The organism is Psychrobacter sp. DWR1-2-3 (assembly GCF_049896465.1).
Taxonomy (GTDB): domain Bacteria; phylum Pseudomonadota; class Gammaproteobacteria; order Pseudomonadales; family Moraxellaceae; genus Psychrobacter; species Psychrobacter maritimus.
This window is the reverse complement of record NZ_JAFCUJ010000010.1, coordinates 40,643-63,030: the sequence shown is the minus strand read 5'-3', so window position 1 is coordinate 63,030 and position 22,388 is coordinate 40,643. Positions and strand designations below refer to the sequence as shown.

Sequence of the window (22,388 nt, the reverse complement as noted above, 5' to 3'; positions counted from 1 at the left end):
ACGAAAACAGTCTGGATATCTTACACAAAATTTGGCAGCGATGTTAGCAGATTAGATGAATTATTGCTTATCAAGCCTGAAAACTTTTTATGCTATAGTGAATCACGGTATATAAACCTGATATCTAAACCTTGTACTTAGAGTTTGCGCTTAAACTTTACACTTAGAACTTGTACTTAAAATTTGCATGCAAACGCTGTATCTAAAATTTATTAAACTGTTTTTTTAATTATGAATATTACTTACACTAGTTAGGCGCATGACCGCATATCTATCTATCATTGCGACACGCGCTCACTTATACTTATATCAATTATATGAACCCAGTTGCTTATATAAACCCATAAACCCAATTATTTATATAAACACAGTTATAACCGCTGAGTTATATCCATTTAGCGATATAATAATCCCTTTTATGCATAGCGCTTACGTTTCTACCGAGATTTGACCATGACTTCTTTAGCTAGCCAAAGCAACACTACCGCCCAAAATGACTCTACAACCCCTACTACTGCTGTCCAAAGCATCTTAAGCAACTTGCTTGAGGTGCATCAGTTTGACGCCAGCCAAATCAAAACCGATAGCGAAAGCTTAGAACATTGGGGCAAAGACTGGACCAAGCACTTTGCTCCCGCTGCTGCTGCTATCGTCTTTCCAAAGACCACCGAGCAAGTGCAAGCGATTGTACTGCTTGCCAATGAGCATAACGTGGTATTGACCCCAAGTGGCGGTCGTACCGGTCTGTCTGCTGGTGCAGTTGCCGCTAATGGTGAGATTGTCGTTAGTATGGATAAAATGAATCATATCGGGCAATTCTATCCTGCTGACCGTATGGTTGAGATTGAAGCGGGCGTGGTTACGCAGCAGCTACAACAGTTTGCTGAATCGAAAGACCTATACTACCCTGTCGACTTTGCTTCTGCTGGCTCAAGTCAAATAGGTGGCAATATCGGCACCAATGCCGGCGGTATTAAAGTCATTCGTTATGGCATGACCCGTCAATGGATTATGGGGCTCACAGTTGTCACCGGTAAAGGTGATATCTTGCAGCTTAATCGGGGTATGGTTAAAAACGCCACCGGTTATGATTTACGTCAATTGTTTATCGGTAGCGAAGGTACGCTTGGCTTTGTCACCCATGCCCAAATCAAGCTTGAGCGTCAGCCACAAGATTTAAACGTCATGGTCTTAGGCATGGACAGCTTTAACGATGTCATGAATGTACTCTCTGCCTTTCAAGCCCAAATCGATTTGACTGCGTTTGAGTTCTTTGATGATGTAGCGATTGATAAGCTGATGGCACATGGTCAAGTACAAGAGCCGTTTGAATCACGCACCAAGTTTTATACCCTATTAGAGTTTGAAGCGCCTTATGAGCCTATCATGGATAAAGCCATGGCGATATTTGAGCACTGTATGGAGCAAGGTTGGGTCGTCGATGGCGTGATGAGTCAGAGTCTAGCGCAGGCGGAAGAGTTATGGAAGCTACGCGAATACATCTCTGAAACCATTTCAGTATTTACCCCTTATAAGAATGACGTCTCTGTACTAATCAGCTACGTACCTGAATTTATCGCTGAGATTGATCATATCGTCAGCAGTAACTACCCTGACTTTGAAGTCTGCTGGTTCGGTCATATCGGTGATGGTAACTTGCATCTGAATATCTTAAAGCCTGAAAACATGAGCAAGGATGATTTCTTTAGCGAGTGTCAAATCGTCAATAAATACGTGTTTGAGACGGTGCAAAAATATGGTGGTTCAGTATCTGCTGAACATGGCGTTGGTATGACCAAAAAGCCGTATCTCAATTATAGCCGTAGCGAGACTGAGATTGAGTATTTACGCGCAGTTAAGAAAGTCTTTGATCCCAATAATATTATGAATCGTGGTAAGATTTTTGATATGTAATTAATTGCTTGACCAAAATATTAGAAAGTTTGATGACATAAAAAAAGACGCTAAACGTTAAGTCTAGCGTCTTTTTTACTATTGAGCTGGCAATGCATCGTTTGTATAAAAGACTAAAAGACTAAAAGCGTAAAAGTAGTTAATCTATAAGATATTTATGATAAATAAAGCAGTATCAAGGCGATAATCAGTAAGATACTTAAACAACCTTGAACCATTAGAAAGGCTTGATGCGGGGCGGCGACATGACGCACCATATTGCCAAGCGCATTATAAGTAATGCCTGCCGCTTTAACATGTGGCGGAGTATCAAAGGTTTGGATAATCTGCAAAAACTGCTCGGTACGCTCAGGCGACCAATCTTGCGGCGCAAATGGCAAATATGCTGACAGTTGAGCGGCTTGCTGCTTAGTCGTTGGTGACCACAACCAACGCTCCAAAAACAGCAAACGCATCCGCCAGTCTGAAAAATGACGCTGCTTAATAGTTTTTAAGAGCAATACTTGCACATTTTTATGGCGGGTATCCGCAAAGATACGCTGGGTAAGCGCCGCGACTTTGGCTTTTTCGCCTTCCATACATTGTAAAAAATGACCATTGCCATAACATAATGTACCTGTGATGCCATGCTGCTCATTATAGTCGCGCGCATGGCCTTCCACTTCATCAAATATCGTCGCATTCAACCGTGAGGCAAGCGTCAAGCTGCTAACATACACCAGCTGTACCAAGGCCGTGTCTGCTATTTCATCTAATTTACTCAAGGCATTAGGATGAGTGAGGGGCATAATAAAAATCCTAAAAGGTCACGGTAACAAACAATTGAAAAAATACGCCACATAAGATGACGCTTAAGCAAATAAAACCATCATTCATAAAACATAGTAAGTCACAAAAACCTAGAAAATATTTACGCCGCTTGACTGTCATTGGTTACGGGAATTGCTATCATAAGCCGCGCAGTGTCAGTCATGATTAAGCGTCATAGCAGTTAAAATGAATTTATTAGCACAGCAGCATAAACCCTATAAAATAAGGGTAAGATGCAGTGCCAAGATAAGCACTTGCAAATGGGCTAAATCGCCTCATTAAAATTGATAATGACAGAGGCAGTGTTTATAACTTATTGGCTATAACTTATTGTAAATACAAAGATAATTGATTGTAACGATTATATGCGCCTATTGGTATATTTTTCTCGACATTATTACCTGAAAAGTTATAGCAAAAATGAGTTGCTAGCTTTTTTATTTAGTAAATGCAGCAATATCTAACCGCTTATTACGCGCTTTACTGACGAGTTTTGATAGCCACCTTTTTATGACTCACTTTATTAACATCTAGTAATATCGCTTTATTATTAACACTGATTTATTACCACTGATTTATAGCAACGACAGACAGGAATATTATGAGTAAGATAGAAAAACCAGACGACTTTCACCTCACCATAGCTGAGATTAAGAAAAAAGATTATCCACAACTGAAAGCTTTAATGGATCGCGTTTATGTCAACTTGGGCGGTGCGTGGTCAAAAAATACCATTCATACCTTAATTGACGCCTTCCCTGAAGGACAGATTGCGCTATTTGACCATGATGAGCTGATTGGTATTGTGCTATCGATGCGCGTTGATTACACCAAGTTTTCTAACCCGCATACTTATGATGACTTAATTGGTCATAAAGAGATTATTAGAGACAATCCTGATGGCGATGCTATTTATGGGCTTGATGCGTTAATTGACCCTGAATATCGTGGTTATCGTTTAGGTCGCAGGCTTTATGATGCGCGTAAAGAGCTGTGCCGCCAGTTAAACTTCCGCGCTATTTTAGCCGGTGGTCGTATTCCCAATTATCACAATCACCAAGACTTAACCCCTGGTGAATATATTGAAGCCGTTGAAGCTCGTGAAATTCACGACCCCGCGTTGTCATTTCAGTTATCAAATGGCTTTATCGTTAAACGTATTTTGACCGCTTACTTGCCAGATGATGCCCAATCTAAAGGTTTTGCGACCTTACTTGAATGGGCAAATATTTATTATGAGCCGAAAGATTATAAGCCCAATACGCGTAAATCAGAGGTCAGAATCGGTGGTATTCAGTGGCAAATGCGTGAAGTTGAGTCGCCTGAAGAGCTGTTGCAACAAGTTGAATTCTTCGTCGATATCATGGCTGATTACAACTCTGACTTCGCTTGTTTGCCAGAATTCTTTAACGCACCATTAATGGGTCTGTGTGAATCAACTGACCAAAACGTAGCGATTCGCTTTTTGGCCGGTTATACCGAATGGTTTAAAAACGAGATTTCGCATTTGGCGGTCAGCTATAACGTCAACGTCATCACCGGTTCTATGCCGTTCTTGGACGACGACGATACCTTATATAATGTCAGCTATCTATGCCGCCGTGATGGTACGGTTGAAGAGCAGCGCAAAATTCACATTACCCCGCATGAACGTAGCGCATGGGTGATTGAAGGTGGCGACGAAGTCAAAGTATTTGACACCGATGCTGGTCGTATCGGTATCCTAGTTTGCTATGACGTTGAGTTCCCAGAGCTTGCCCGTTTGATGGCACTTGATGACATGGATATCTTGTTCGTTCCATTTTGGACAGATACCCAGAACGGCTATCTGCGCGTACGCCACTGTGCCCAAGCTCGTGCGATTGAAAACGAATGCTATGTGATGATTTGTGGTTCAGTCGGTAACTTACCGCAAGTTGAAAGCTTGGATATCCAATACGCACAGTCGTCTATCTTTTCACCGTCAGATTTTGCTTTCCCGCATGATGCGATTATGGCGGAAACCACTGCCAATACCGAAATGGTATTCTTCTCTGATTTAAACTTAGACAAGCTTATTCATGTTCGTAATGAAGGCTCGGTGCACAATCTACTTGACCGCCGTGATGATTTGTTTAGCTTGAAATGGAAGAGAAAGGCTAAAATTCCAGCAAGTAAATTGACCGATGAAGAGCGCCGTGAAAATTCAGGCAGCGTGCTTATCGGCGATCCACTGCATGACCGTGCGCAAAAGCCTTAAGCGGTTATTTTAAAAAGTGGTTATTTTAAAAAGTAACCACTCATAACAGTTCCATAGATTTTACGAATAATACGGCTGACCATTCAGCCGTTTATTTTTATCTATTAAACACATTAAGAGCAAAAAAGCAGCCACTATGACGACTGATACTGATACTGAAAAAGACCTTGATATCGACAAAAACCTTGAGACGCCAAAAAAAACGCCAGAGCAAAAGATATTGTCTGTTGCTAAAAATCTGCTTATCTATGGCTTGGTATTTGCTGTCATTTATACCGCTATTAACTGGTGGCGACAACCGGTCATGCCAGCCAATCCGCAGTTGCAGTTGACCGACTATCAAGGGCAGAGCGTTGACTTAGCAGCAATGAGTCGGGATAAACCAACGTTGGTATATTTTTGGGGAACTTGGTGTCCGGTTTGTCGGGTGACGTCGCCGACGATAGATAAGCTTGCCGCAGCAAATGACTATCCTGTGGTGACCATTGCGATTAAATCAGGTTCTGACCAAGAGCTACACAGCTACCTTACTGAACACAATTATCAATTTACCCCCGTCAATGACCAAGAAGGTGAGATATTCGCTGATTGGCAAGGGCAAGTCACGCCGTCTTATGTCGTTCTAAAAGATGGTGAAATGACGCAAGGCTTGACTGGTATGCAGCCACTGTGGTCGCTGAAATTGCGCTTATGGTTGTCAGAAGTTTTTTAGCGCTTAGCCCATTAGGTATAATCTAATAAATAGACAATCAAATTTGCCAGACGTATGATTTAATAGACAAGATATTGATGCTGACATAAGTACTTGGTTTTGGCTAAAAACAGGGCGATACTGGTCAGCTCTTTTTACCCTCCCCGTTTTGTCATATAATAGCTGCCGTTATCATATTCACTTTTCTCATTATTCTGCTATCTGTTAAAGATATTTTTTGTTGCAATCGTCTCATTAGTATTTATGATGGACGTAACTATTTCTATATGCAATTCATAAGCAACACGTTATAAGCAATATCTTTTAAGCAAAGTTTTCTAAGCAAAAGGCTAGCATCGATTATCAAATATTTGACCCCATATTATATTTAACCTTAAGCCTGAATTTCAAACGCAACCTCTAACCATCATCTTATAAGACACCTTCTATGACTGATAAAAGTAACGATACACCAAGCCAAGATTATAAAGACACCCTAAACCTTGCCGATACGCCTTTTGCGATGCGCGCAAACCTTGCCAAGCGCGAGCCAGATTGGCTGGCTGCGTGGGAAGCGGATGACGTGTACGGCAAAATTCGTCAGGCGCGTACAGGTGCGACCAAATACATTTTGCATGATGGCCCTCCATACGCCAACGGTCAGATTCACTTAGGTCACGCGGTCAATAAAGTATTAAAAGACATTATCGTGAAGTCAAAAACCTTATCGGGCTTTGACGCGCCTTATGTGCCAGGTTGGGATTGTCATGGTCTACCCATCGAGCAAAAGGTCGAAGCCAAAGTCGGTAAAGTTGGTCAAAAAGTCTCTGCGACCGAGTTCCGTGGTCTATGCCGCGAGTATGCAAGCACGCAGATTGAGCTGCAAAAGGCAGACTTTAAACGTCTAGGCGTGTTTGGTGATTGGGACAACCCTTATCTAACGATGAACTTCCATCAAGAAGCTAACATCGTACGCGCACTTGCTAAAATTTATGACAACGGGCACGTAACCCGCGGTATGAAGCCTGTTAACTGGTGCTTAGACTGTAGCTCTGCCCTAGCTGAAGCTGAAGTTGAATATCAAGACAAAGTCTCTGACGCTATTTATGTGAGCTTTGATGTGCTTGATACCGAAAAGGTTGCGGCATTAAGCGAAATTGACGGCAATATCGCAGCCGTCATTTGGACGACGACACCTTGGACGCTACCTGCTAACCAAGCAATCGCCGTACATCCTGAGCATGACTATAGTGTGGTCGTAACTGAAAAAGGTAACTTGTTACTGGCCGCTGAACTTGTCGAAACCGCACTAAGCGAGCTTAAACTTAGCAATCAAGGCGTATTGGCGACCGTATCAGGACGCGAGCTTGAAGGTCTGCGCGCCCAGCATCCACTAATTGCAGACCGCCAAGTACCACTAATCCTAGGCGATCACGTGACCACTGATAGCGGTACTGGCCTCGTCCATACGGCCCCTGGTCACGGTCTTGACGATTATATCGTTGGCCTGAAATATAACTTGCCCGTTGAAAACCCAGTAAGTGGTACGGGCGTCTATTTAGACAGCGCGGCGGTATTTGCAGGCGAGCATATCTATAAAGCCAATCCGCAAATTATCGCTACCTTAAATGATAACGGTCATTTGATCAGCCATACCAAAATTGAGCACAGCTATCCGCATTGCTGGCGCCATAAGTCGCCGATTATCTTCCGTGCAACGCCGCAGTGGTTTATCAATATGGAAACCAAAGGTTTGCGTGAGCGTGCGCTTGCCGATATCCCTAAGGTCAACTGGACGCCAGCGTGGGGACAAAACCGCATCGAAGCGATGATGACCGGTCGCCCAGATTGGTGTATCTCGCGCCAGCGTACTTGGGGCGTGCCGATTGCCTTTTTCACTCATAAAGAAACCGGCGAGCTGCATCCTAATACGCTTGAGCTGATGGAAGTTGCTGCACAAAAAATCGATGCAGGCGGCGTAGAAGCTTGGTTTGATGCCAGCTGTGAAGATTTCTTAGGCGCGGAAGCCGCGGATTATGATAAAGCAACGGATACGTTAGACGTTTGGTTTGACTCAGGAACGACGCATTTTGCCGTCCTTGAGCAGCGTGATGAATTAACCAATCCTGCTGATATGTATTTAGAAGGTTCTGATCAGCATCGCGGCTGGTTCCAGACGTCACTGCTTACCTCTGAGGCGATGTACGAGCGCCCACCGTTTAAGCAAGTATTAACCCATGGTTTTGTCGTCGATGAAAACGGCCGCAAGATGAGTAAATCACTGGGCAATATCATCACGCCGCAAGACGAGATTAATAAAACCGGCGCGGATATGCTGCGTTTGTGGATTGCGTCGAGCGATTATCGTTATGAGATGAGCGCAGGTAAAACGGTATTTAAAGGTGCCATCGATATGTATCGCCGTATCCGTAACACCTTACGCTTCTTACTGGCTAATACCGATGACTTTGATCCAGCGACCAATAGCGTTGATATTAATGAGCTGGTTAGCCTCGATAAGTTCATCATTGAGCGTGCGCAAACGGTACAAGCGCAAATCATCAGCGCGTATGATGCGATGGACTTTCACCAAGTCACCCAGCATATCACTGCGTTTTGCTCGCAGGATTTAGGCAGCTTCTATTTAGATATTATCAAAGACCGTCAGTACACGACCCAAACTGATGGACAGCCGCGTCGCTCTGCGCAAACGGCAATTTACCATATCGCTCATGCGTTGATTCGCTGGATTACGCCAATCTTGTCATTCACCGCGCAAGAAGCGTGGGAAGTATTAGAAGGTAAAAACGGCAATGACGCAGGATACGTGTTTACCGAAGAATGGTACACCTTCCCAGAGTTTGAGCTAAGTGCCATCAGTACCGATGACTGGCAACGTATCATGCAAGCAAAAGATATGGTCAATAAGCATATCGAAACCGCACGCGGTGAAAAAATCATCAATGCTAACTTGTCTGCTGGCGTTGATTTATATGCCGACGGTGCGATGCATGAAAGCTTAGCCAAGCTTGGCGAAGAGCTGCGTTTTGTGCTAATCACCAGTAGCGCAACTTTGAAGCCAATGAGCGCTGCTCCTGCTGACAGTCAAAACAATACTGCCCAAACTGATAACAATGCTGATGAATCAGTCGATTTATTGGTCGAAGTCAGCGCCGCCACTGGTACTAAATGCGTACGCTGCTGGCATATCCGCGATGACATCGGTACAGACGCGGCGCATCCTGAACTATGTGCTCGCTGCGTGACCAACGTCAGCGGCGACGGCGAGGTGCGCCATTATGCCTAAATCAGCGCCTAACTCTACGCCTAATCCGACAGACTCATCGGAACATAAGCAGCCGCAGGTGGAGGTTGATCATTCGCCTAAACCTGCACATGCGACCACGGGCAGCTCAACCACGCCCAAAAGTCGCCTGAATAAGACACCAAAAATGGTTGCTAATGGCAGTCGCGCCTTTATGTGGTACTTGCTATCACTGGTCGTCATTATTATTGATCAGTGGACGAAATGGTTGGCTGAAACCAAGCTAAATTTCCTCGAGCCAGTACCCGTGATTGAGCCGTTTTTAAATTGGACGCTTGCTTACAACTATGGCGCGGCGTTTAGTTTCTTAGCAGATCAAGCAGGTTGGCAAAAGTGGTTTTTTGCTGGACTTGCATTGATCATGTCGCTGTTTTTAATCGGCTATTTGGTAAAAGCGCCGCGTAAAGCCAAGTTGTTATCATTGGGTCTAGCCTTGGTACTTGGCGGTGCCATTGGCAACTTGATTGACCGCTTGTTACATGGTCACGTAATTGACTTTATCCATGTGCATTATGCCGACGTTTGGCATTATCCAATCTTTAATATTGCCGATATCGGTATTTGTATTGGTGTGGCACTGATTGTTATTGATATGCTGTTTTTGGAAAAAAAGCGTGATGCTTAAATGATATAAATAAGATGACTTTGCAGATAGGCTACCAAATCGGTAGCCTATTTTTTTTGCGTTTTTGTTGAGAGATAGCCTATCGAATCTTATCGATAACGTAAGCCCTATAGTCGAATGGCGCGAAAAACGCTAAAGTATGATCAGTTCAATATAAAAAGGTTGCTGCCATGTCTGATAGTCAAACGTCTAATACCCAAATGTCTAATAACCCAATAAAACCTATTACCCAGAAGCAAATATCAGCCTCTAGCGACATTCATAATAAGAACAATAGTGGTAATGGCGTGACTTTATCAGTGATACAAGCTGATATCACTACGTTAAATATAGATGCCATTGTCAATGCTGCCAATTCAAGTTTGCTTGGCGGCGGCGGTGTAGACGGTGCGATTCATCGGGCAGCTGGACGTGAGTTATTAGCATATTGTCGTACATTGAATGGTTGCCAGACGGGCGAGGCTAAAATCAGTCCCGCGTTTAAGCTGCCTTGCCAGTATGTGATTCACACGGTAGGCCCTGTTTGGCATGGCGGTCATGATAATGAGGCAGCGTTACTTGCTAGTTGTTATCAAAAGTCTCTAGAACTAGCGACTCAAAATGATGTGACCAGCATTGCCTTCCCCGCTATTAGTACCGGTGTTTATGGTTACCCGCTGGATAAAGCAACCAATATAGCAATTGATACAGTGCAAAATTATGTGTTAAATGCTCAAAAACAGGCGACTAATTTCTCTATCCGCGAAGTTGTCTTTTGCTCCTTTTCAGCCAGCGATGCCGCTATTTACAAACAAGTGTTAGAGTCGATTTAAAGCGGTATTTATAAAATTATTAAACATAAAAAAACCACTAGCAATAGTGGTTTTTTATTTTGAACGTTGCAATTCATTCATTTAAAACAACGTAATCATGCTTCATCTGCATGTGCTTGCTTAAACTCAGCATACTCAACTTGATACAATGAGCCAAGGCGTTGCTGCAAGTCGCTATCTAAAATCTTTTTCGCCTCTTTAAAAAACTTGTTTTCTTCTTCTTTTAAATGATGGCGTACCTTATGAATCAAATCTGCACAGGTGCTATCCCATTTCTTTTGGCTAATACGTCCATCATCCAAGGTTTCCATCATCTCATCCATTTCATGATGCTCAGTAATGGCATGCCGAGACAAATCAAGCCCATCATCATGCTGCATGACGGGCACATATAAATGGCGCTCTTCTGCTGCCGCATGCGAGTGTAATTCAAGCTTTAACTCTTCATAAATGGCTTTACGCTGCGCTTCATCTTTCGTGCTTTCAAGCTTATCGCATAACGCCCGCTGTATCTCATGATTGTCGATTAAGGCTGCAAAAATATCTTGTGTTAAATCAACTTCGTTAGCATTATTATTGTTATTACTCATTACTTTCCTCTTTAAAGTTATTGCTACGTTAAGTATTCAAATGATTCTATTTAATCCTCAAGTATCATAACAATAATAAAAGCCGCTATTGTCATCTATCAGTTAGCAATAGATAGTCATTTGGTTAAGGTCAGCATTCAACAATGATGAATCAAACAGTTATTCAATACTTTAATCAATGCATCTGTCAAAATCTAGACAAAAGGCAAATTTTCCAAGAATTCAACGTCTTTACCCGCCAAAATGAACAACAATCCTGCTAAATTAATAATCACAGTTAAATAATACATGATACGAAATTCAGGCTTTTGTGACTTATGACGCAAGTAGGTTTGCGCGACCATCGCCCCAACCCAACCGCCAAGCGCACTTAGCAGATGCAATGTTGACTCAGGTGTACGCCAATCGCCACTTTGGGCAGCAGCTTTATCTTTGGCATACATGCCGTAGGTTATGACGCCTAATACCGCGTACCAAGCAAGTACCAGCCAGCTTAGCTTATTCATGACCACCAATAAAATTAAAACCCCATAGAAGCCAAGGCCAAGAAACAAGCGTTTCCTTTGTCCTGCTTCAAATTCTGCTTGGGCGCTACGTTTGTGGTTTCGCTGCCGGATTTGACTGTTCTTTTGCGCCATTTTTTGCTGCACAAAGCTGAGCTCTTGCACATCCTTTGCTTGCAGGCGACCCTGATTGTCTTGCTCCACTATAAAAACCACTTGCTCGCCAATTTCGGGACGACGCTGGGCTTTAAACACGCTGACATGAAAAAATACCGACTCACCCGCAGCGGTTTCGATAAAGCCAAAACCTTTATCGTCCTGCCATTTTTTAATATGACCTTGTTGTTTATTTGCCATCAGTTTTGCCATAAATACTTCGCTCTCTTTTAGATTCGCCAAATATATTACACTATTTGCGTTACACTATTTAGGCTTACAACTTATCCCAGATGACTTATCATTTGCGACATTATTCTTAACCATATTTTTAATTATTTTTCGACTCCAGCAATAGGTAGCTTTTACTATGACCGATTCTCAATTTATCACGCCTAATGAAGACATACGTATTACCCACGGCAGCCTTGTGAAGCTGCATTTTGAAGTATCGCTAGAAAACGGTACGATGATTGATTCAACCTTTAACCGCGATGCGCCTGTGACGCTGACGATTGGCGATGAGAGTTTATTGCCAGGCTTTGAGCAAGTGCTGATGAACCTACGGGCTGGCGATACACGTAGCGCCCACCTTGACCCTGAGCAAGCGTTTGGTGAGTGGAATCCTGATAATATTCAGCATTTTAGCCGCACCCAATTTGCCTTGGTCGCTGACAATCCTGAAATCGGTATGCTGGTCGAGTTTGAAGACAAAGGCAAAAACACCCTGCCCGGTACCATTAGCGCCATCAATGACGACGAAGTAGAAGTCGATTTTAACCATCCACTTGCCGGTCAATCGGTACTTTTTAAAGTAAAAATATTCCAAGTCACCCCACCGGGCGTCACGGGTATCAAGCTGATGTAGTATAAAAATAGCTCTGTATTAAAATCAAAAAGGACGGATACATGCAATACCAAACACTGCCGCAACTCAATGAAAAAGTTTCAAAAATTTGCTTAGGGACGATGACCTGGGGACAGCAAAATAGCGAAAGCGATGCGCATGCACAGATGGACATGGCGCTTAGCGCAGGCGTGAACTTTTGGGATACCGCCGAGATGTATCCATCACCGCCTGATAAAGACAAACAAGGCGATACCGAACGCTTTATGGGCACATGGTTTAACAAAACCAAACAGCGTAACAAGGTTATTCTTGCCAGTAAAATATCACCGATGAATTTTTTACGTGACGGTCAGACGCGCTTTAATGCCGCGCATATCAGTAGCGCCATCGATAGCAATCTTGAGCGCCTGCAAACCGATTATATTGATATTTACCAGCTACACTGGCCTGAGCGTCAAACCAATTATTTTAGCCAGCTCGGTTACACTGAAGAGATGGCAGCGCAGTCGCTAGATGACTTGACGCCTTTTTTAGAAACTATCCAAGCACTAAATGATGAGATTAAAAAAGGTCGCATTCGTGCTTATGGACTATCCAATGACACCGCTTGGGGTCTGATGCGCTATCTGTGGGAAGCGGAAAAAAATGGTTTAATCGCGCCTATCACGGTGCAAAATCCTTATAGTTTGCTAAACCGCGTATATGAAGTTGGCATGGCAGAGATTGCCCATCGTGAAAATGTCGGTTTACTTGCCTACTCGCCGCTCGGCTTTGGGGTACTGTCTGGTAAATATCTTGACGGTAAACGTCCTACTGGCGCGCGCCTGACGATGTATGACCGCTTTGCCCGTTATACCAATGAAGAAGCACTCTCAGCCACCGCCAAATATGCCAAAATCGCAGCAGATGCTGGTTTGGATATGGCGCAAATGGCATTGGCCTTTGTCAATTCGCGCTCGTTTGTCACCAGTAATATTATTGGGGCGACCACCACTGAGCAGCTGCAATCCAATATAGATAGCATCAACTTAACTTTAAGCGCAGACGTCTTAGCTGCTATCGAAGCGGTACATACCCAGCATCCTAATCCGTCACCATAATTTTATGTGGTCATAGATTGATATTGTTCAGCTTTCAATAACCTGACGTTCAGGTATTTGTAGAGTAAAGAAAAAGGCGCAAATCGTTAGTATTGACTACTAACGATTTGCGCCTTTTTTATGACTATTTTTCTGCTATTACTTTTTCTATTAAAGCTTTTCTATTTTAGACCGTTTGATGCTTGCTTATACTTTAGCTACTTTCGTTAATACGCGTGAATGTAATTCAGCCAAGCCTTCCTGCATATGCGCTTGTAATAAATCAGTCAGCTCACTTTTGCTTAGGCCTTTAGGATCTATCGGTTCAAGGGGTAAGACGAAAGCCGTCACGTCTTTACTATCAAGCACCTTTTTTAGACTTTGTTTCATCGTCAGCTTACCGTAATAAGGTAACGCTTCACTCAAAGTGCCGTCCTTATTCACATAAGCAATTACTAGCGGGCGTACAGGCACGTCCGCATCTATCGCTGCTTGTAGCAAGGTGCCGTGGATACGCTTAATTTTTTTGCCATCGGTGGTGGTCGCTTCTGGAAAAAAGATTACCGAAAAGCCCTTGGTTAAAAAGGTGGCAATTTGGGCAGCGACCGTGCCAGCATCACCGGAACCACGCTCGATAAATACCGTCCCTGCGGCATGCGCTAATTTACCAAATATCGGCCAATCACCAATCTCAGCTTTTGATAAGAAAAAAGCAGGACTCAACGTACCCACTACCGGAATATCCATCCATGACACATGGTTAGAGACCCATAGACCATGGTGTTGCTCTACGCGCTCGACTGCCACAACCTGTACGCCAAAAGAGCCTGCCATTTTACGGCAAAACGCTTGAATATAGCGCGGCAGTTTTTCGCGTGGTGGTTGTTTAAAGGCACCGATACGTTGGGCTGCGCGTAGTCCGCCAGCGATAGTGGTGGTCATGCCAGCGATTTGTTTGCCGCGACCTAATTGCTGTTTGAGTGAAAAGCCTGACTTAGATTGGCTCATCTGTGTCCCTCGTGGTTAAAAACTTATTTATTAAAAAACTTAATGGCTAAAAAGCTCATTGCTTAAAAAACGTATGATTATATCTCGTAAACAAGCGTCATGAGTATAACAAAATTTATTCATTCAGTGACGACTTGTGCACTGAGTTATGAGTGGCTTTTGTTAATATTTTGCAATAGTTAGCTATCAGCTCATTTTTACGCCGCTCATTTTTACTTTACCACCGCTCAACAGATTAGCATGTTTAAAAAAGCCAACATTGCCGTTAATAGCTTCTTTCCGAAAACCCTCATACTTTCACTACTAAAATATTTGATAATAAACGCTGTAACATAAAAGTATGGCTAATTGCCTTAATACGCTTTAATATCAAGTGATAAGACCACATATAGAGGGTCATACGAAGGCTATAGCGACGCTTAACAAACCGATATTAGCCATCTATTTACTTAATGACATAGGTGATACTCTTTGGATTATTTTGAAAGACATGAAGGTGGCGAGCGCGCCATTATAGTACATTTAGACATCCGCCAAATTCAAGATCCTGATGATCTAAATGAATTTGAGCTGCTTGCAGATTCGGCAGGTGCTGATCGCTTGGCACTGGTCACAGGCTCACGTGCACGTCCTGATGCCAAATACTTCGTCGGTAGCGGTAAAGCACAAGAAATAGCAGAATTGGTACGCGAACACGACGCTGATATCGTCCTTTTTAATCACAATTTATCGCCATCACAAGAGCGTAATATTGAAGCTTTAGTACAATGCCGCGTCCTTGACCGTACGGGCTTAATTTTAGATATTTTTGCCCAGCGTGCCCGTACTTACGAAGGTAAGCTACAGGTTGAGCTTGCACAGTTGAATCACTTATCGACGCGTTTGGTACGTGGTTGGACGCATTTGGAGCGTCAAAAAGGTGGTATTGGTCTACGTGGACCGGGTGAAACTCAGCTTGAAACGGATCGCCGCTTATTACAAGTACGTGTAACCCAGCTAAAAACCAAACTTGAAAAAGTACGCCAAACTCGTGCCCAAGGACGAGCGCGTCGGCAAAAATCAGACGTGCCGACTATCTCACTCGTTGGTTATACCAACGCGGGTAAATCTACCCTGTTCAATCGCTTGGTTGATGAAAACATTTACGCAGCGGACAAATTGTTTGCCACCCTTGACCCGACCTTGCGCCGTTTAGACTGGCAAGGCGTCGGTCGCGTGGTTTTAGTTGATACCGTTGGTTTCGTCCGTCATCTGCCGCATGAGCTGGTCGAGTCGTTCCATGCAACCTTAGAAGAGACGTTAGAAGCTGACTTACTACTGCATGTTATCGATTCGTCTAGTGAAGATATGCACGAGCAGATTCAAGCCGTCAAAAACGTACTTGCTGAAATTGACAACGATGTGCCTGTGCTCAACGTTTACAATAAAATTGATATCACTGATGAGCCTGCACACATTGGCTATGCTAAGGAAGGTCAGCCAAATCGGGTTTATGTTTCTTCTCGCGAAAACTTAGGTATGGAAGAGCTGTCACTTGCTGTGCAGCAGCTATTAATGGGCACTTTGACCACCTTTGATTTGACCCTACCTTATAATGCGGGTCAATTTAAAAATACCTTGTATGAGCTTGGCGTGATTTTAGAAGAAAGCTATGATGATAATGGTCATGAATGCTTAACCATTCGTCTGCCAAGCGACAGGCTTAAGCAGCTATTAGGTCAAGCCAATTTAAAACCGTTAGATGTCTTGCCGTTGGCACAGGCAACATTGCTAATGCCGATACTTGAAGAGTTTGAACAGATTGATGAAGAAGACAATCATGATGAAGAAGAGTCTTTAACGGCAGAAGAAGAAAATGCCTTTGCCGAGTTTGAAGCGTTAAATTCTGCGGCACAAGAATCTGATTCGCAAAGTTAAATAACCTCGCATCAAACTATTTACTCTAAATGATATTTGAAAAAGGACGCTATTGTTTGATAGCGTCCTTTTTTATATGCCCTGTGCATAGTTACTGTTGTATGAGAGATTTAAAACTGCTTCATACCCTTATCATACCTACAATCTACGCTTAGGCTTTATTAGTGCGCCTACTCTCTATATAATCAGGCACTATGCTTGCGTTAAAATGTTACATTTAAAAAGCAGCTGTTAAAATCTCTATGTTAAAACGCATCCGAAAAATAATACCAGTAATACTCAGTTGCTAAGTTGCACAGTTATTAATACTGCTAGCTATTGATGCAGTAGGATTTTTTATAATCGCAGCATTAAATGCTATGTACTTTTATTAACTCCCGTTTATACCCTCTCTTGTTATATTTTATTTGGCCAAAATTGCTTATGAAGCCTTCCTCTTCTTCGAACATACCCTTATGGATGGCGTTAATATTGACGCTGATACTGGTTGTGGTAGTTCGTGAATCCGCCGTTATTGTTTGCCAATGGGCCGGTATCGAAAAAGCCGCCAATATCGTTGGTCTGCTGACGATGTTTGTTATTTTGATGGTTTGGCGACTGATAAAAGGGCTGCCCAGTTGGCTAACCCAAGCAAGTAACACCTTATTGGTTGATAGTGGCTTTGCTTTTTTGCCCGTTTCTGCCGGTGCAGGCTTGCTGCTATTCGCATTAGGCGATGAATTTTGGGGTGTGATGCTGACGATGATTATCAGTACACTTATCCCGCTTTGGGGACTGGCTATCCTTGCCAATCGCTCTCTTAATAACAGCAGCGATACAGACAATACGCTTAACGACAATCTGAATACGACCAACAAGCAGAAGGGACAGCATTAAGCTGTAGGGACAAGGCAACGTTATGAGTTTTGATAGTGTGTTTACAGCAACCCTTGCTGCGATATTATTAACCTTGGCAGCGCACGTCATTGCCCGCGTCCTCGCGCGCAAGCTGTCATGGTTGCCAATGGTCATCACCGCATTGGTATTAGTGCTACTGTTTTTGTTTATTTTGCAATGGGATTACAACCATTATTACAGCGTGGCAAAACCGGTATTTGACCACCTATTAGGCTATGTGACGGTATTACTGGCCGTACCATTGGCAGCGATGAACTTTAAAGGCTTGCCGGTTAAAAAGCTCACTATGATTGTGGCGTTGGCAAGCGTAGTTGGCGCCTTGCTACCCATGTCGCTGGCCTATCTATTTTCACTGAGTAACGAGACCATCTTGGCATTTGCCACCCGTTCAGTGACCACGCCGATTGGTCTCAGTGTGGCGGATTTGATTAAAGCGCCACTGGCGATGGCAAACTTGATTATCATTGTTTCAGGACTTATTGGCGGTACCCTAGCGCGCTTCTTATTTCGCGGTATTGACGATGACCGCGCCAAAGGCTTAGCACTTGGATTGGCTGCCCATGCCTTTGGCACCGTAGAAGCGTGGCAAATCAGTCATACTGCTGGACGTTACGCTGCATTTGGCTTGGCCGTTAATGGTTTGGTTACCGCTATTTGGGTACCTATCTTTATTAGTGCGTTATCGTCTTAGAATAATTTAAGTTAAATGTAAACACAAAGCCCATCATCCTTGATGGGCTTTAACTTTTACCTAAGCTTATTTTACAGTCTTTTTTAGCTTCTTTTCTTAATTGCCTTTACCGCAAATATAAAGGCAAAAACTTCGCCATTATAAGCTGCTGAGCAGCATCCCTTCTATTACCATCTTGATTTAATTCAAATTTTTTTACAAATTAAAATAACTTTTGACTGCGCGTGCACGCATTCAGATGTGGCAAAAACTTATTTTGTGTTATAGTAAACAACTATTATTTTTTGTATCTATTGCAAGTGGTTTTGTTAGACGTGAATTCGTAGGTCGTCGCCATATTGGTTACTATAAAATCCTACAGACGCGATAACCGCTTTGACGCGCGACCTGACGCGCTTATAGGCAAAGCAATTTGCTATTACTCGATAAAAAGTGATAACCCTATGATAAATATTGCACCTTTAATGACGCGCTGCTTGTCTCCCGTTTTACTGACAGCTATTGCCCTCTCTAGCCTCCCTATCGCCGCTCAAGCAGGCAATATGTATATCTACAAAGACAAAGGCGGACAAGTACTCCTTACCAATGTCAATCCTAGTGGTAATTTTGATAAATTTAACAAAAAAGTAAAAACCACCTATTATAAAGATTCTAACGCTTACAATGCTGGTAGCAATACTAGTGCTGACTACGGTAGCAGCACTGCAAGTAGTAGCAGTGGCCGCAACTCTTATGACAGCTATATCCGTGCTTCAGCCGAGCGTCATGGCGTAGATCCTGCGCTGATGAAAGCCATGATGCATACCGAATCTGCGTTTAATCCAAATGCTCGCTCACCTGTCGGTGCCCAAGGTTTGATGCAGCTGATGCCAGCGACTGCCCGTCGCTTTAAGGTCAGTAATCCATGGAATCCTGCCGATAATATCGAAGGCTCAGCGAAATATATCGCTTGGCTGATGCGCCGCTTTAACAATAACGTTGAATTTGCCGTGGCTGGTTATAACGCTGGTGAAGGTAACGTCGATAAATATAATGGCATTCCACCGTTTAAAGAGACGCGTAACTATGTCAAAAGTGTGATGAGCCGTTATCATAGCCTATATAAAAATGATTCAGCGTTATCAGGCAAAACCATGAATGCCAATAATGCTAGCAGTACCACTAACGGCAGTGGTATGCAAAATGTCAGTTATGGTACCAGTAGTAATACCAATAGTGCCAGTTACGCCAACTCTGCTTACTTAGCGCTACGTTAATACTGATCATTAATATTTACACTCAGCATAAATAGCTTGTCTTTTAAAGCTTGCAGAAGTAAACAAACACAAAAAAGCCCGTTATATCAATAACGGGCTTTTTTACGATTTATACTGCTTGTTCTATATTACTTAAAGCTTACTTGCTAGCAGCTTGAGCGGCAGCAACTTCAGCAGCAAAGTCTTCTTGCTTCTTCTCGATGCCTTCACCAACTTCTAGACGTTTGAAATCAAGTACTTTTACGCCTTCAGCTTTTAGTACGTCACCAACTTTTTTCTCATTGTCCATCACGTATGGTTGACGTAGTAACGTTACTTCGTCTAGGTACTTACGTAAGCCACCTTCGATCATTTTCTCAACGATGTTGTCAGGCTTGCCAGACTCTTTCGCTTTTGCTTCGATGATGTCTTTTTCGCGTGCTAATACATCAGCATCTACGCTTTCATCATCTACTGCAACAGGGTTGAATGCTGCAATGTGCATCGCAAGGTTTTTGCCCGTGTCTGCACTGCCGCCTTCATAAGATACAACCACACCGATACGTAGACCGTGACGATATGCAGCAATGTTTGCGCCTTCAAGTACTTCAACACGGCGGATTTGGATATTCTCACCGATTTTTTGTACTAGAGATACACGTGCTTCTTCAACCGTTTGACCACCGCCATAAGGTAATGCAGAGATAGCTGCAACGTCAGTCTCATTGTTTTCTAGGGCGATGTTTGCGACTTTTTCTGCAAAGGCAGTAAAGTTTTCATCTTTTGCAACGAAGTCAGTTTGGCAGTTAACTTCTAACAAGAATGCTTTGTTGTCGCCTTGAGCGATAATGATAGCGCCGTCAGCTGCGATGTTACCCGCTTTTTTAGCCGCTTTCGCTTGACCTGATTTACGTAGGTTATCAATGGCAGTTTCAACATCACCATTTGACTCTTCTAACGCTTTTTTACATTCCATCATGCCAAGACCAGTACGGTCGCGCAATTCTTTTACCATTTTGGCAGATACTTTTACTTCTGACATAAGAGTTACCTTAATATTGTTATGTAGGGGTATGCTTAAAATCTATTCGATAACTTGATTAATATTAAGTAAACATTACTCTTAATATTAGACTTAAGCCTTAATAAAACCACTCATATTTAATGATTATTCATATCATCAAAAAAGCAATGTGGCTCGTATAGACGATAATACTCGCCCAATCATGACACGCTTATTAATTTTGACCATAAACCATTAAGAGCAAGGCATGACGAGTAAAACTACATCATGCCTTTTATGAGCTTATATGCTGTTAATAACCTTATATGAATGCTGACAAGATAACTATCAAGACATCGTTACAAAGTTAAACCTTAGCGGTCAGCGATTTATTCTGCTGGAGTTGCAGCAGCTTCTTCAGCTTTAGCTTCAACTGGCGCTTCTTCAGCAGCAGCAGGTGCTTCTTGGTCAGCTTTACCACCAGCTTGAGTTTGTGCGTATTCTTTACCAGCGATAATCGCATCAGCCATAGAAGTTACATACAAAGTCACGGCACGGATAGCATCATCGTTAGCTGGGATGATGTAATCAACGTTATCTGGGTTAGAGTTAGTATCAACGATACCGATAACTGGAATACCTAGGTTTTTAGCTTCTTTGATAGCAATCGCTTCATGATCTACGTCTACAACGAAGATTGCGTCAGGTAGGCCGCCCATGTCTTTAATACCGCCTAGTGAACGCTCAAGTTTTTCCATATCGCGAGTACGCTCTAACGCTTCACGCTTAGTAAGCTTAGCGAAAGTACCGTCTTCAGCTTGCTTTTCTAGCTCTTTTAGACGGTTGATTGACTGGCGTAGTGTTTTCCAGTTAGTCAACATACCACCTAACCAGCGATGGTCAACGTATGGCATGCCAGCGCGAGCTGCTTGCTCAGCGATGATACCGCTTGCTGCGCGTTTAGTACCCACGAACAATACTTTGTTTTTCTTAGCAGCTAGGCCGTTTACGTAAGTCAATGCTTCGTTAAACGCTTTTACTGTGTGCTCAAGGTTAATGATGTGAATCTTGTTACGGGCACCAAAAATATATGGACCCATTTTTGGATTCCAAAAACGTGTTTGGTGACCAAAGTGAGCGCCGGCTTGTAGTAAATCGCGCATTTCGATTTTGGTTGGATTCTTTGTAGCCATGTTAAATGTCCTGTTGGTTGGGTTATGCCTCCACATCACAAAAACTGCCTATCTAGCGACACGCATCTGCCCTTGTTAATGCTCATCAATAGCGCATTAAGCCAATAGTAACTTTGGGCAAATTAATCAAGTCGCCAAACACCCAGCAATTTTTTGCCATGATGTGTGTGTCATTGGTTGATGGGTTGGTTTAAAAAATGAGCTATGATTTGAACGTAAAGAATCATACTAAATGCTAAAAAATAGCTGGGCTGTATTTTATCATATAAGTGAGAGTGACTGCTAGCGCTATTATGATGTTTAAGGGGATGATATTCCATAAAAAAACGACGTCTAAACGTCGTTTTTACCTGTTAACTTTACTTATAGCATCATTAGCTATCAGTGCTGAGCATTAAGCTAAGCGATAGAAATACCGATAACAGCCTTGTAGCCGCGCCACGTAAAGGGTGTGACATAACTTTGGCGGTCTTTTGGCAGATAAGGAATGCTCGGTATACCTTCAATAATCTTGGGCGGTGAGATAATAAAATCGGCACCAAACTCAGTGCGCGCATTACCTGAAATGGTATTTGCCATCTCACCCAATAAGTCTTTCATCATTGTAATAGAAGAGTCAGGCTCACCCATCACTTTGATTATTTCCCGCAAAATATTGCTCGGGGCGCTGACATACACGCAGCCTTCAAGCGGTCCAGAGATTGTAATCATACCGCTATAATCATAACCCACGGCATTTTTATTACTGTTTAAATACGGCGTATCAATCACCACTGGCTCATCATCAATCTGCGCGAAAAACGCACTGATTGAGCTTAAAAAGACGCCTAACTTGTCTACATTAACCATA

19 protein-coding genes are annotated in these 22,388 nt (G+C 43.0%); 12 read left to right on the top strand and 7 right to left on the bottom strand.

Annotation, left to right across the window (positions count from 1 at the left end):
- The first annotated feature begins 453 nt into the window (after window positions 1-453).
- Complete coding sequence (locus ACP7AA_RS12675) at window positions 454-1,914, top strand: FAD-binding oxidoreductase (protein ID WP_426223776.1); 1,461 nt, start codon at window positions 454-456, stop codon at window positions 1,912-1,914.
- 155 nt (window positions 1,915-2,069) lie between these two features.
- On the opposite strand, the gene ACP7AA_RS12670 is transcribed toward ACP7AA_RS12675, so the two are convergent.
- Entirely contained in the window at window positions 2,070-2,702 is a 633-nt protein-coding gene (locus ACP7AA_RS12670) for a BLUF domain-containing protein (RefSeq protein WP_426223775.1), read from the bottom strand.
- A 623-nt stretch (window positions 2,703-3,325) separates the two neighbouring features.
- On the opposite strand from ACP7AA_RS12670, the gene ACP7AA_RS12665 reads away from it, so the two are divergent.
- From ACP7AA_RS12665 to ACP7AA_RS12645, 5 genes are all read left to right on the top strand, one after another.
- The gene (locus ACP7AA_RS12665; protein WP_426223774.1) at window positions 3,326-4,963 is read left to right on the top strand and encodes a GNAT family N-acetyltransferase; all 1,638 of its coding nucleotides are present in this window, start codon (window positions 3,326-3,328) and stop codon (window positions 4,961-4,963) included.
- Window positions 4,964-5,099: 136 nt separating this feature from the next.
- Window positions 5,100-5,675: a protein disulfide oxidoreductase gene (locus tag ACP7AA_RS12660; RefSeq protein WP_426223773.1), complete on the top strand. Its 576-nt coding sequence runs from the start codon at window positions 5,100-5,102 to the stop codon at window positions 5,673-5,675.
- A 427-nt stretch (window positions 5,676-6,102) separates the two neighbouring features.
- Window positions 6,103-8,961, top strand: coding sequence for an isoleucine--tRNA ligase (gene ileS / locus ACP7AA_RS12655; protein ID WP_426223772.1), 2,859 nt, complete (start codon window positions 6,103-6,105; stop codon window positions 8,959-8,961).
- Entirely contained in the window at window positions 8,954-9,604 is a 651-nt protein-coding gene (gene lspA / locus ACP7AA_RS12650) for a signal peptidase II (protein ID WP_372829230.1), read from the top strand. Before ileS ends, lspA begins: the two co-directional genes overlap by 8 nt.
- Before the next feature lie 170 nt (window positions 9,605-9,774).
- Window positions 9,775-10,416 carry an O-acetyl-ADP-ribose deacetylase gene (locus ACP7AA_RS12645; protein ID WP_426223771.1) on the top strand — a complete coding sequence of 214 codons (642 nt, stop codon included), beginning with the start codon at window positions 9,775-9,777 and terminating at the stop codon, window positions 10,414-10,416.
- Between the two features lie 95 nt (window positions 10,417-10,511).
- On the opposite strand, the gene ACP7AA_RS12640 is transcribed toward ACP7AA_RS12645, so the two are convergent.
- Window positions 10,512-11,006, bottom strand: a complete 495-nt coding sequence (locus ACP7AA_RS12640; RefSeq protein WP_426223770.1) for a hemerythrin domain-containing protein — start codon at window positions 11,004-11,006, stop codon at window positions 10,512-10,514.
- A 194-nt stretch (window positions 11,007-11,200) separates the two neighbouring features.
- A complete protein-coding gene (locus ACP7AA_RS12635; protein ID WP_426223769.1) occupies window positions 11,201-11,878 on the bottom strand; it encodes a DUF1294 domain-containing protein in 678 nt (225 codons plus the stop codon).
- 157 nt (window positions 11,879-12,035) lie between these two features.
- Here ACP7AA_RS12635 and fkpB point away from each other — a divergent pair, with 157 nt between their 5' ends.
- Together fkpB and ACP7AA_RS12625 are read left to right on the top strand one after the other, a co-directional pair.
- Window positions 12,036-12,533 carry an FKBP-type peptidyl-prolyl cis-trans isomerase gene (gene fkpB / locus ACP7AA_RS12630; protein ID WP_201625059.1) on the top strand — a complete coding sequence of 166 codons (498 nt, stop codon included), beginning with the start codon at window positions 12,036-12,038 and terminating at the stop codon, window positions 12,531-12,533.
- A gap of 41 nt (window positions 12,534-12,574) precedes the next feature.
- On the top strand, window positions 12,575-13,615 hold the full coding sequence (locus tag ACP7AA_RS12625) for an aldo/keto reductase (RefSeq protein WP_426223768.1): 1,041 nt from the start codon (window positions 12,575-12,577) through the stop codon (window positions 13,613-13,615).
- A gap of 186 nt (window positions 13,616-13,801) precedes the next feature.
- Here ACP7AA_RS12625 and ACP7AA_RS12620 read toward each other — a convergent pair whose 3' ends face one another.
- Complete coding sequence (locus ACP7AA_RS12620) at window positions 13,802-14,602, bottom strand: lysophospholipid acyltransferase family protein (RefSeq protein WP_298869956.1); 801 nt, start codon at window positions 14,600-14,602, stop codon at window positions 13,802-13,804.
- Between the two features lie 471 nt (window positions 14,603-15,073).
- Here ACP7AA_RS12620 and hflX point away from each other — a divergent pair, with 471 nt between their 5' ends.
- The 4 genes from hflX to ACP7AA_RS12600 all read left to right on the top strand — a co-directional run bounded on the left by hflX (window position 15,074) and on the right by ACP7AA_RS12600 (window position 19,363).
- Window positions 15,074-16,519, top strand: a complete 1,446-nt coding sequence (gene hflX / locus ACP7AA_RS12615; protein ID WP_298869955.1) for a ribosome rescue GTPase HflX — start codon at window positions 15,074-15,076, stop codon at window positions 16,517-16,519.
- A 423-nt stretch (window positions 16,520-16,942) separates the two neighbouring features.
- Window positions 16,943-17,395, top strand: coding sequence for a CidA/LrgA family protein (locus ACP7AA_RS12610; protein ID WP_281490383.1), 453 nt, complete (start codon window positions 16,943-16,945; stop codon window positions 17,393-17,395).
- A gap of 22 nt (window positions 17,396-17,417) precedes the next feature.
- Window positions 17,418-18,107 carry an LrgB family protein gene (locus tag ACP7AA_RS12605; RefSeq protein WP_201620210.1) on the top strand — a complete coding sequence of 230 codons (690 nt, stop codon included), beginning with the start codon at window positions 17,418-17,420 and terminating at the stop codon, window positions 18,105-18,107.
- A 443-nt stretch (window positions 18,108-18,550) separates the two neighbouring features.
- Window positions 18,551-19,363, top strand: a complete 813-nt coding sequence (locus ACP7AA_RS12600) for a lytic transglycosylase domain-containing protein (RefSeq protein ID WP_426223767.1) — start codon at window positions 18,551-18,553, stop codon at window positions 19,361-19,363.
- 139 nt (window positions 19,364-19,502) lie between these two features.
- Here ACP7AA_RS12600 and tsf read toward each other — a convergent pair whose 3' ends face one another.
- The 3 genes from tsf to ACP7AA_RS12585 form a co-directional block, all read right to left on the bottom strand.
- A complete protein-coding gene (tsf, locus tag ACP7AA_RS12595) occupies window positions 19,503-20,384 on the bottom strand; it encodes a translation elongation factor Ts (RefSeq protein ID WP_201562201.1) in 882 nt (293 codons plus the stop codon).
- A gap of 350 nt (window positions 20,385-20,734) precedes the next feature.
- Window positions 20,735-21,538, bottom strand: a complete 804-nt coding sequence (gene rpsB, locus ACP7AA_RS12590; RefSeq protein ID WP_183619972.1) for a 30S ribosomal protein S2 — start codon at window positions 21,536-21,538, stop codon at window positions 20,735-20,737.
- Between the two features lie 399 nt (window positions 21,539-21,937).
- Window positions 21,938-22,387, bottom strand: a complete 450-nt coding sequence (locus ACP7AA_RS12585; protein WP_201620207.1) for a chemotaxis protein CheX — start codon at window positions 22,385-22,387, stop codon at window positions 21,938-21,940.
- Window position 22,388 lies beyond the last annotated feature (1 nt).

Bases quoted from the DNA above. Each gene is read 5' to 3' on its own strand.
- lspA (WP_372829230.1), top strand. From the start codon at position 8,954: ATGCCTAAATCAGCGCCTAACTCTACGCCTAATCCGACAGACTCATCG.
- ACP7AA_RS12640 (WP_426223770.1), bottom strand. From the start codon at position 11,006: ATGAGTAATAACAATAATAATGCTAACGAAGTTGATTTAACACAAGAT.
- ACP7AA_RS12675 (WP_426223776.1), top strand. From the start codon at position 454: ATGACTTCTTTAGCTAGCCAAAGCAACACTACCGCCCAAAATGACTCT.
- ACP7AA_RS12585 (WP_201620207.1), bottom strand. From the start codon at position 22,387: ATGGTTAATGTAGACAAGTTAGGCGTCTTTTTAAGCTCAATCAGTGCG.
- rpsB (WP_183619972.1), bottom strand. From the start codon at position 21,538: ATGGCTACAAAGAATCCAACCAAAATCGAAATGCGCGATTTACTACAA.
- ACP7AA_RS12635 (WP_426223769.1), bottom strand. From the start codon at position 11,878: ATGGCAAAACTGATGGCAAATAAACAACAAGGTCATATTAAAAAATGG.
- ACP7AA_RS12625 (WP_426223768.1), top strand. From the start codon at position 12,575: ATGCAATACCAAACACTGCCGCAACTCAATGAAAAAGTTTCAAAAATT.
- ACP7AA_RS12670 (WP_426223775.1), bottom strand. From the start codon at position 2,702: ATGCCCCTCACTCATCCTAATGCCTTGAGTAAATTAGATGAAATAGCA.
- ACP7AA_RS12645 (WP_426223771.1), top strand. From the start codon at position 9,775: ATGTCTGATAGTCAAACGTCTAATACCCAAATGTCTAATAACCCAATA.
- tsf (WP_201562201.1), bottom strand. From the start codon at position 20,384: ATGTCAGAAGTAAAAGTATCTGCCAAAATGGTAAAAGAATTGCGCGAC.
- ACP7AA_RS12660 (WP_426223773.1), top strand. From the start codon at position 5,100: ATGACGACTGATACTGATACTGAAAAAGACCTTGATATCGACAAAAAC.
- ACP7AA_RS12665 (WP_426223774.1), top strand. From the start codon at position 3,326: ATGAGTAAGATAGAAAAACCAGACGACTTTCACCTCACCATAGCTGAG.
- ACP7AA_RS12600 (WP_426223767.1), top strand. From the start codon at position 18,551: ATGATAAATATTGCACCTTTAATGACGCGCTGCTTGTCTCCCGTTTTA.
- ACP7AA_RS12605 (WP_201620210.1), top strand. From the start codon at position 17,418: ATGAGTTTTGATAGTGTGTTTACAGCAACCCTTGCTGCGATATTATTA.
- fkpB (WP_201625059.1), top strand. From the start codon at position 12,036: ATGACCGATTCTCAATTTATCACGCCTAATGAAGACATACGTATTACC.
- ACP7AA_RS12620 (WP_298869956.1), bottom strand. From the start codon at position 14,602: ATGAGCCAATCTAAGTCAGGCTTTTCACTCAAACAGCAATTAGGTCGC.
- ACP7AA_RS12610 (WP_281490383.1), top strand. From the start codon at position 16,943: ATGAAGCCTTCCTCTTCTTCGAACATACCCTTATGGATGGCGTTAATA.
- ileS (WP_426223772.1), top strand. From the start codon at position 6,103: ATGACTGATAAAAGTAACGATACACCAAGCCAAGATTATAAAGACACC.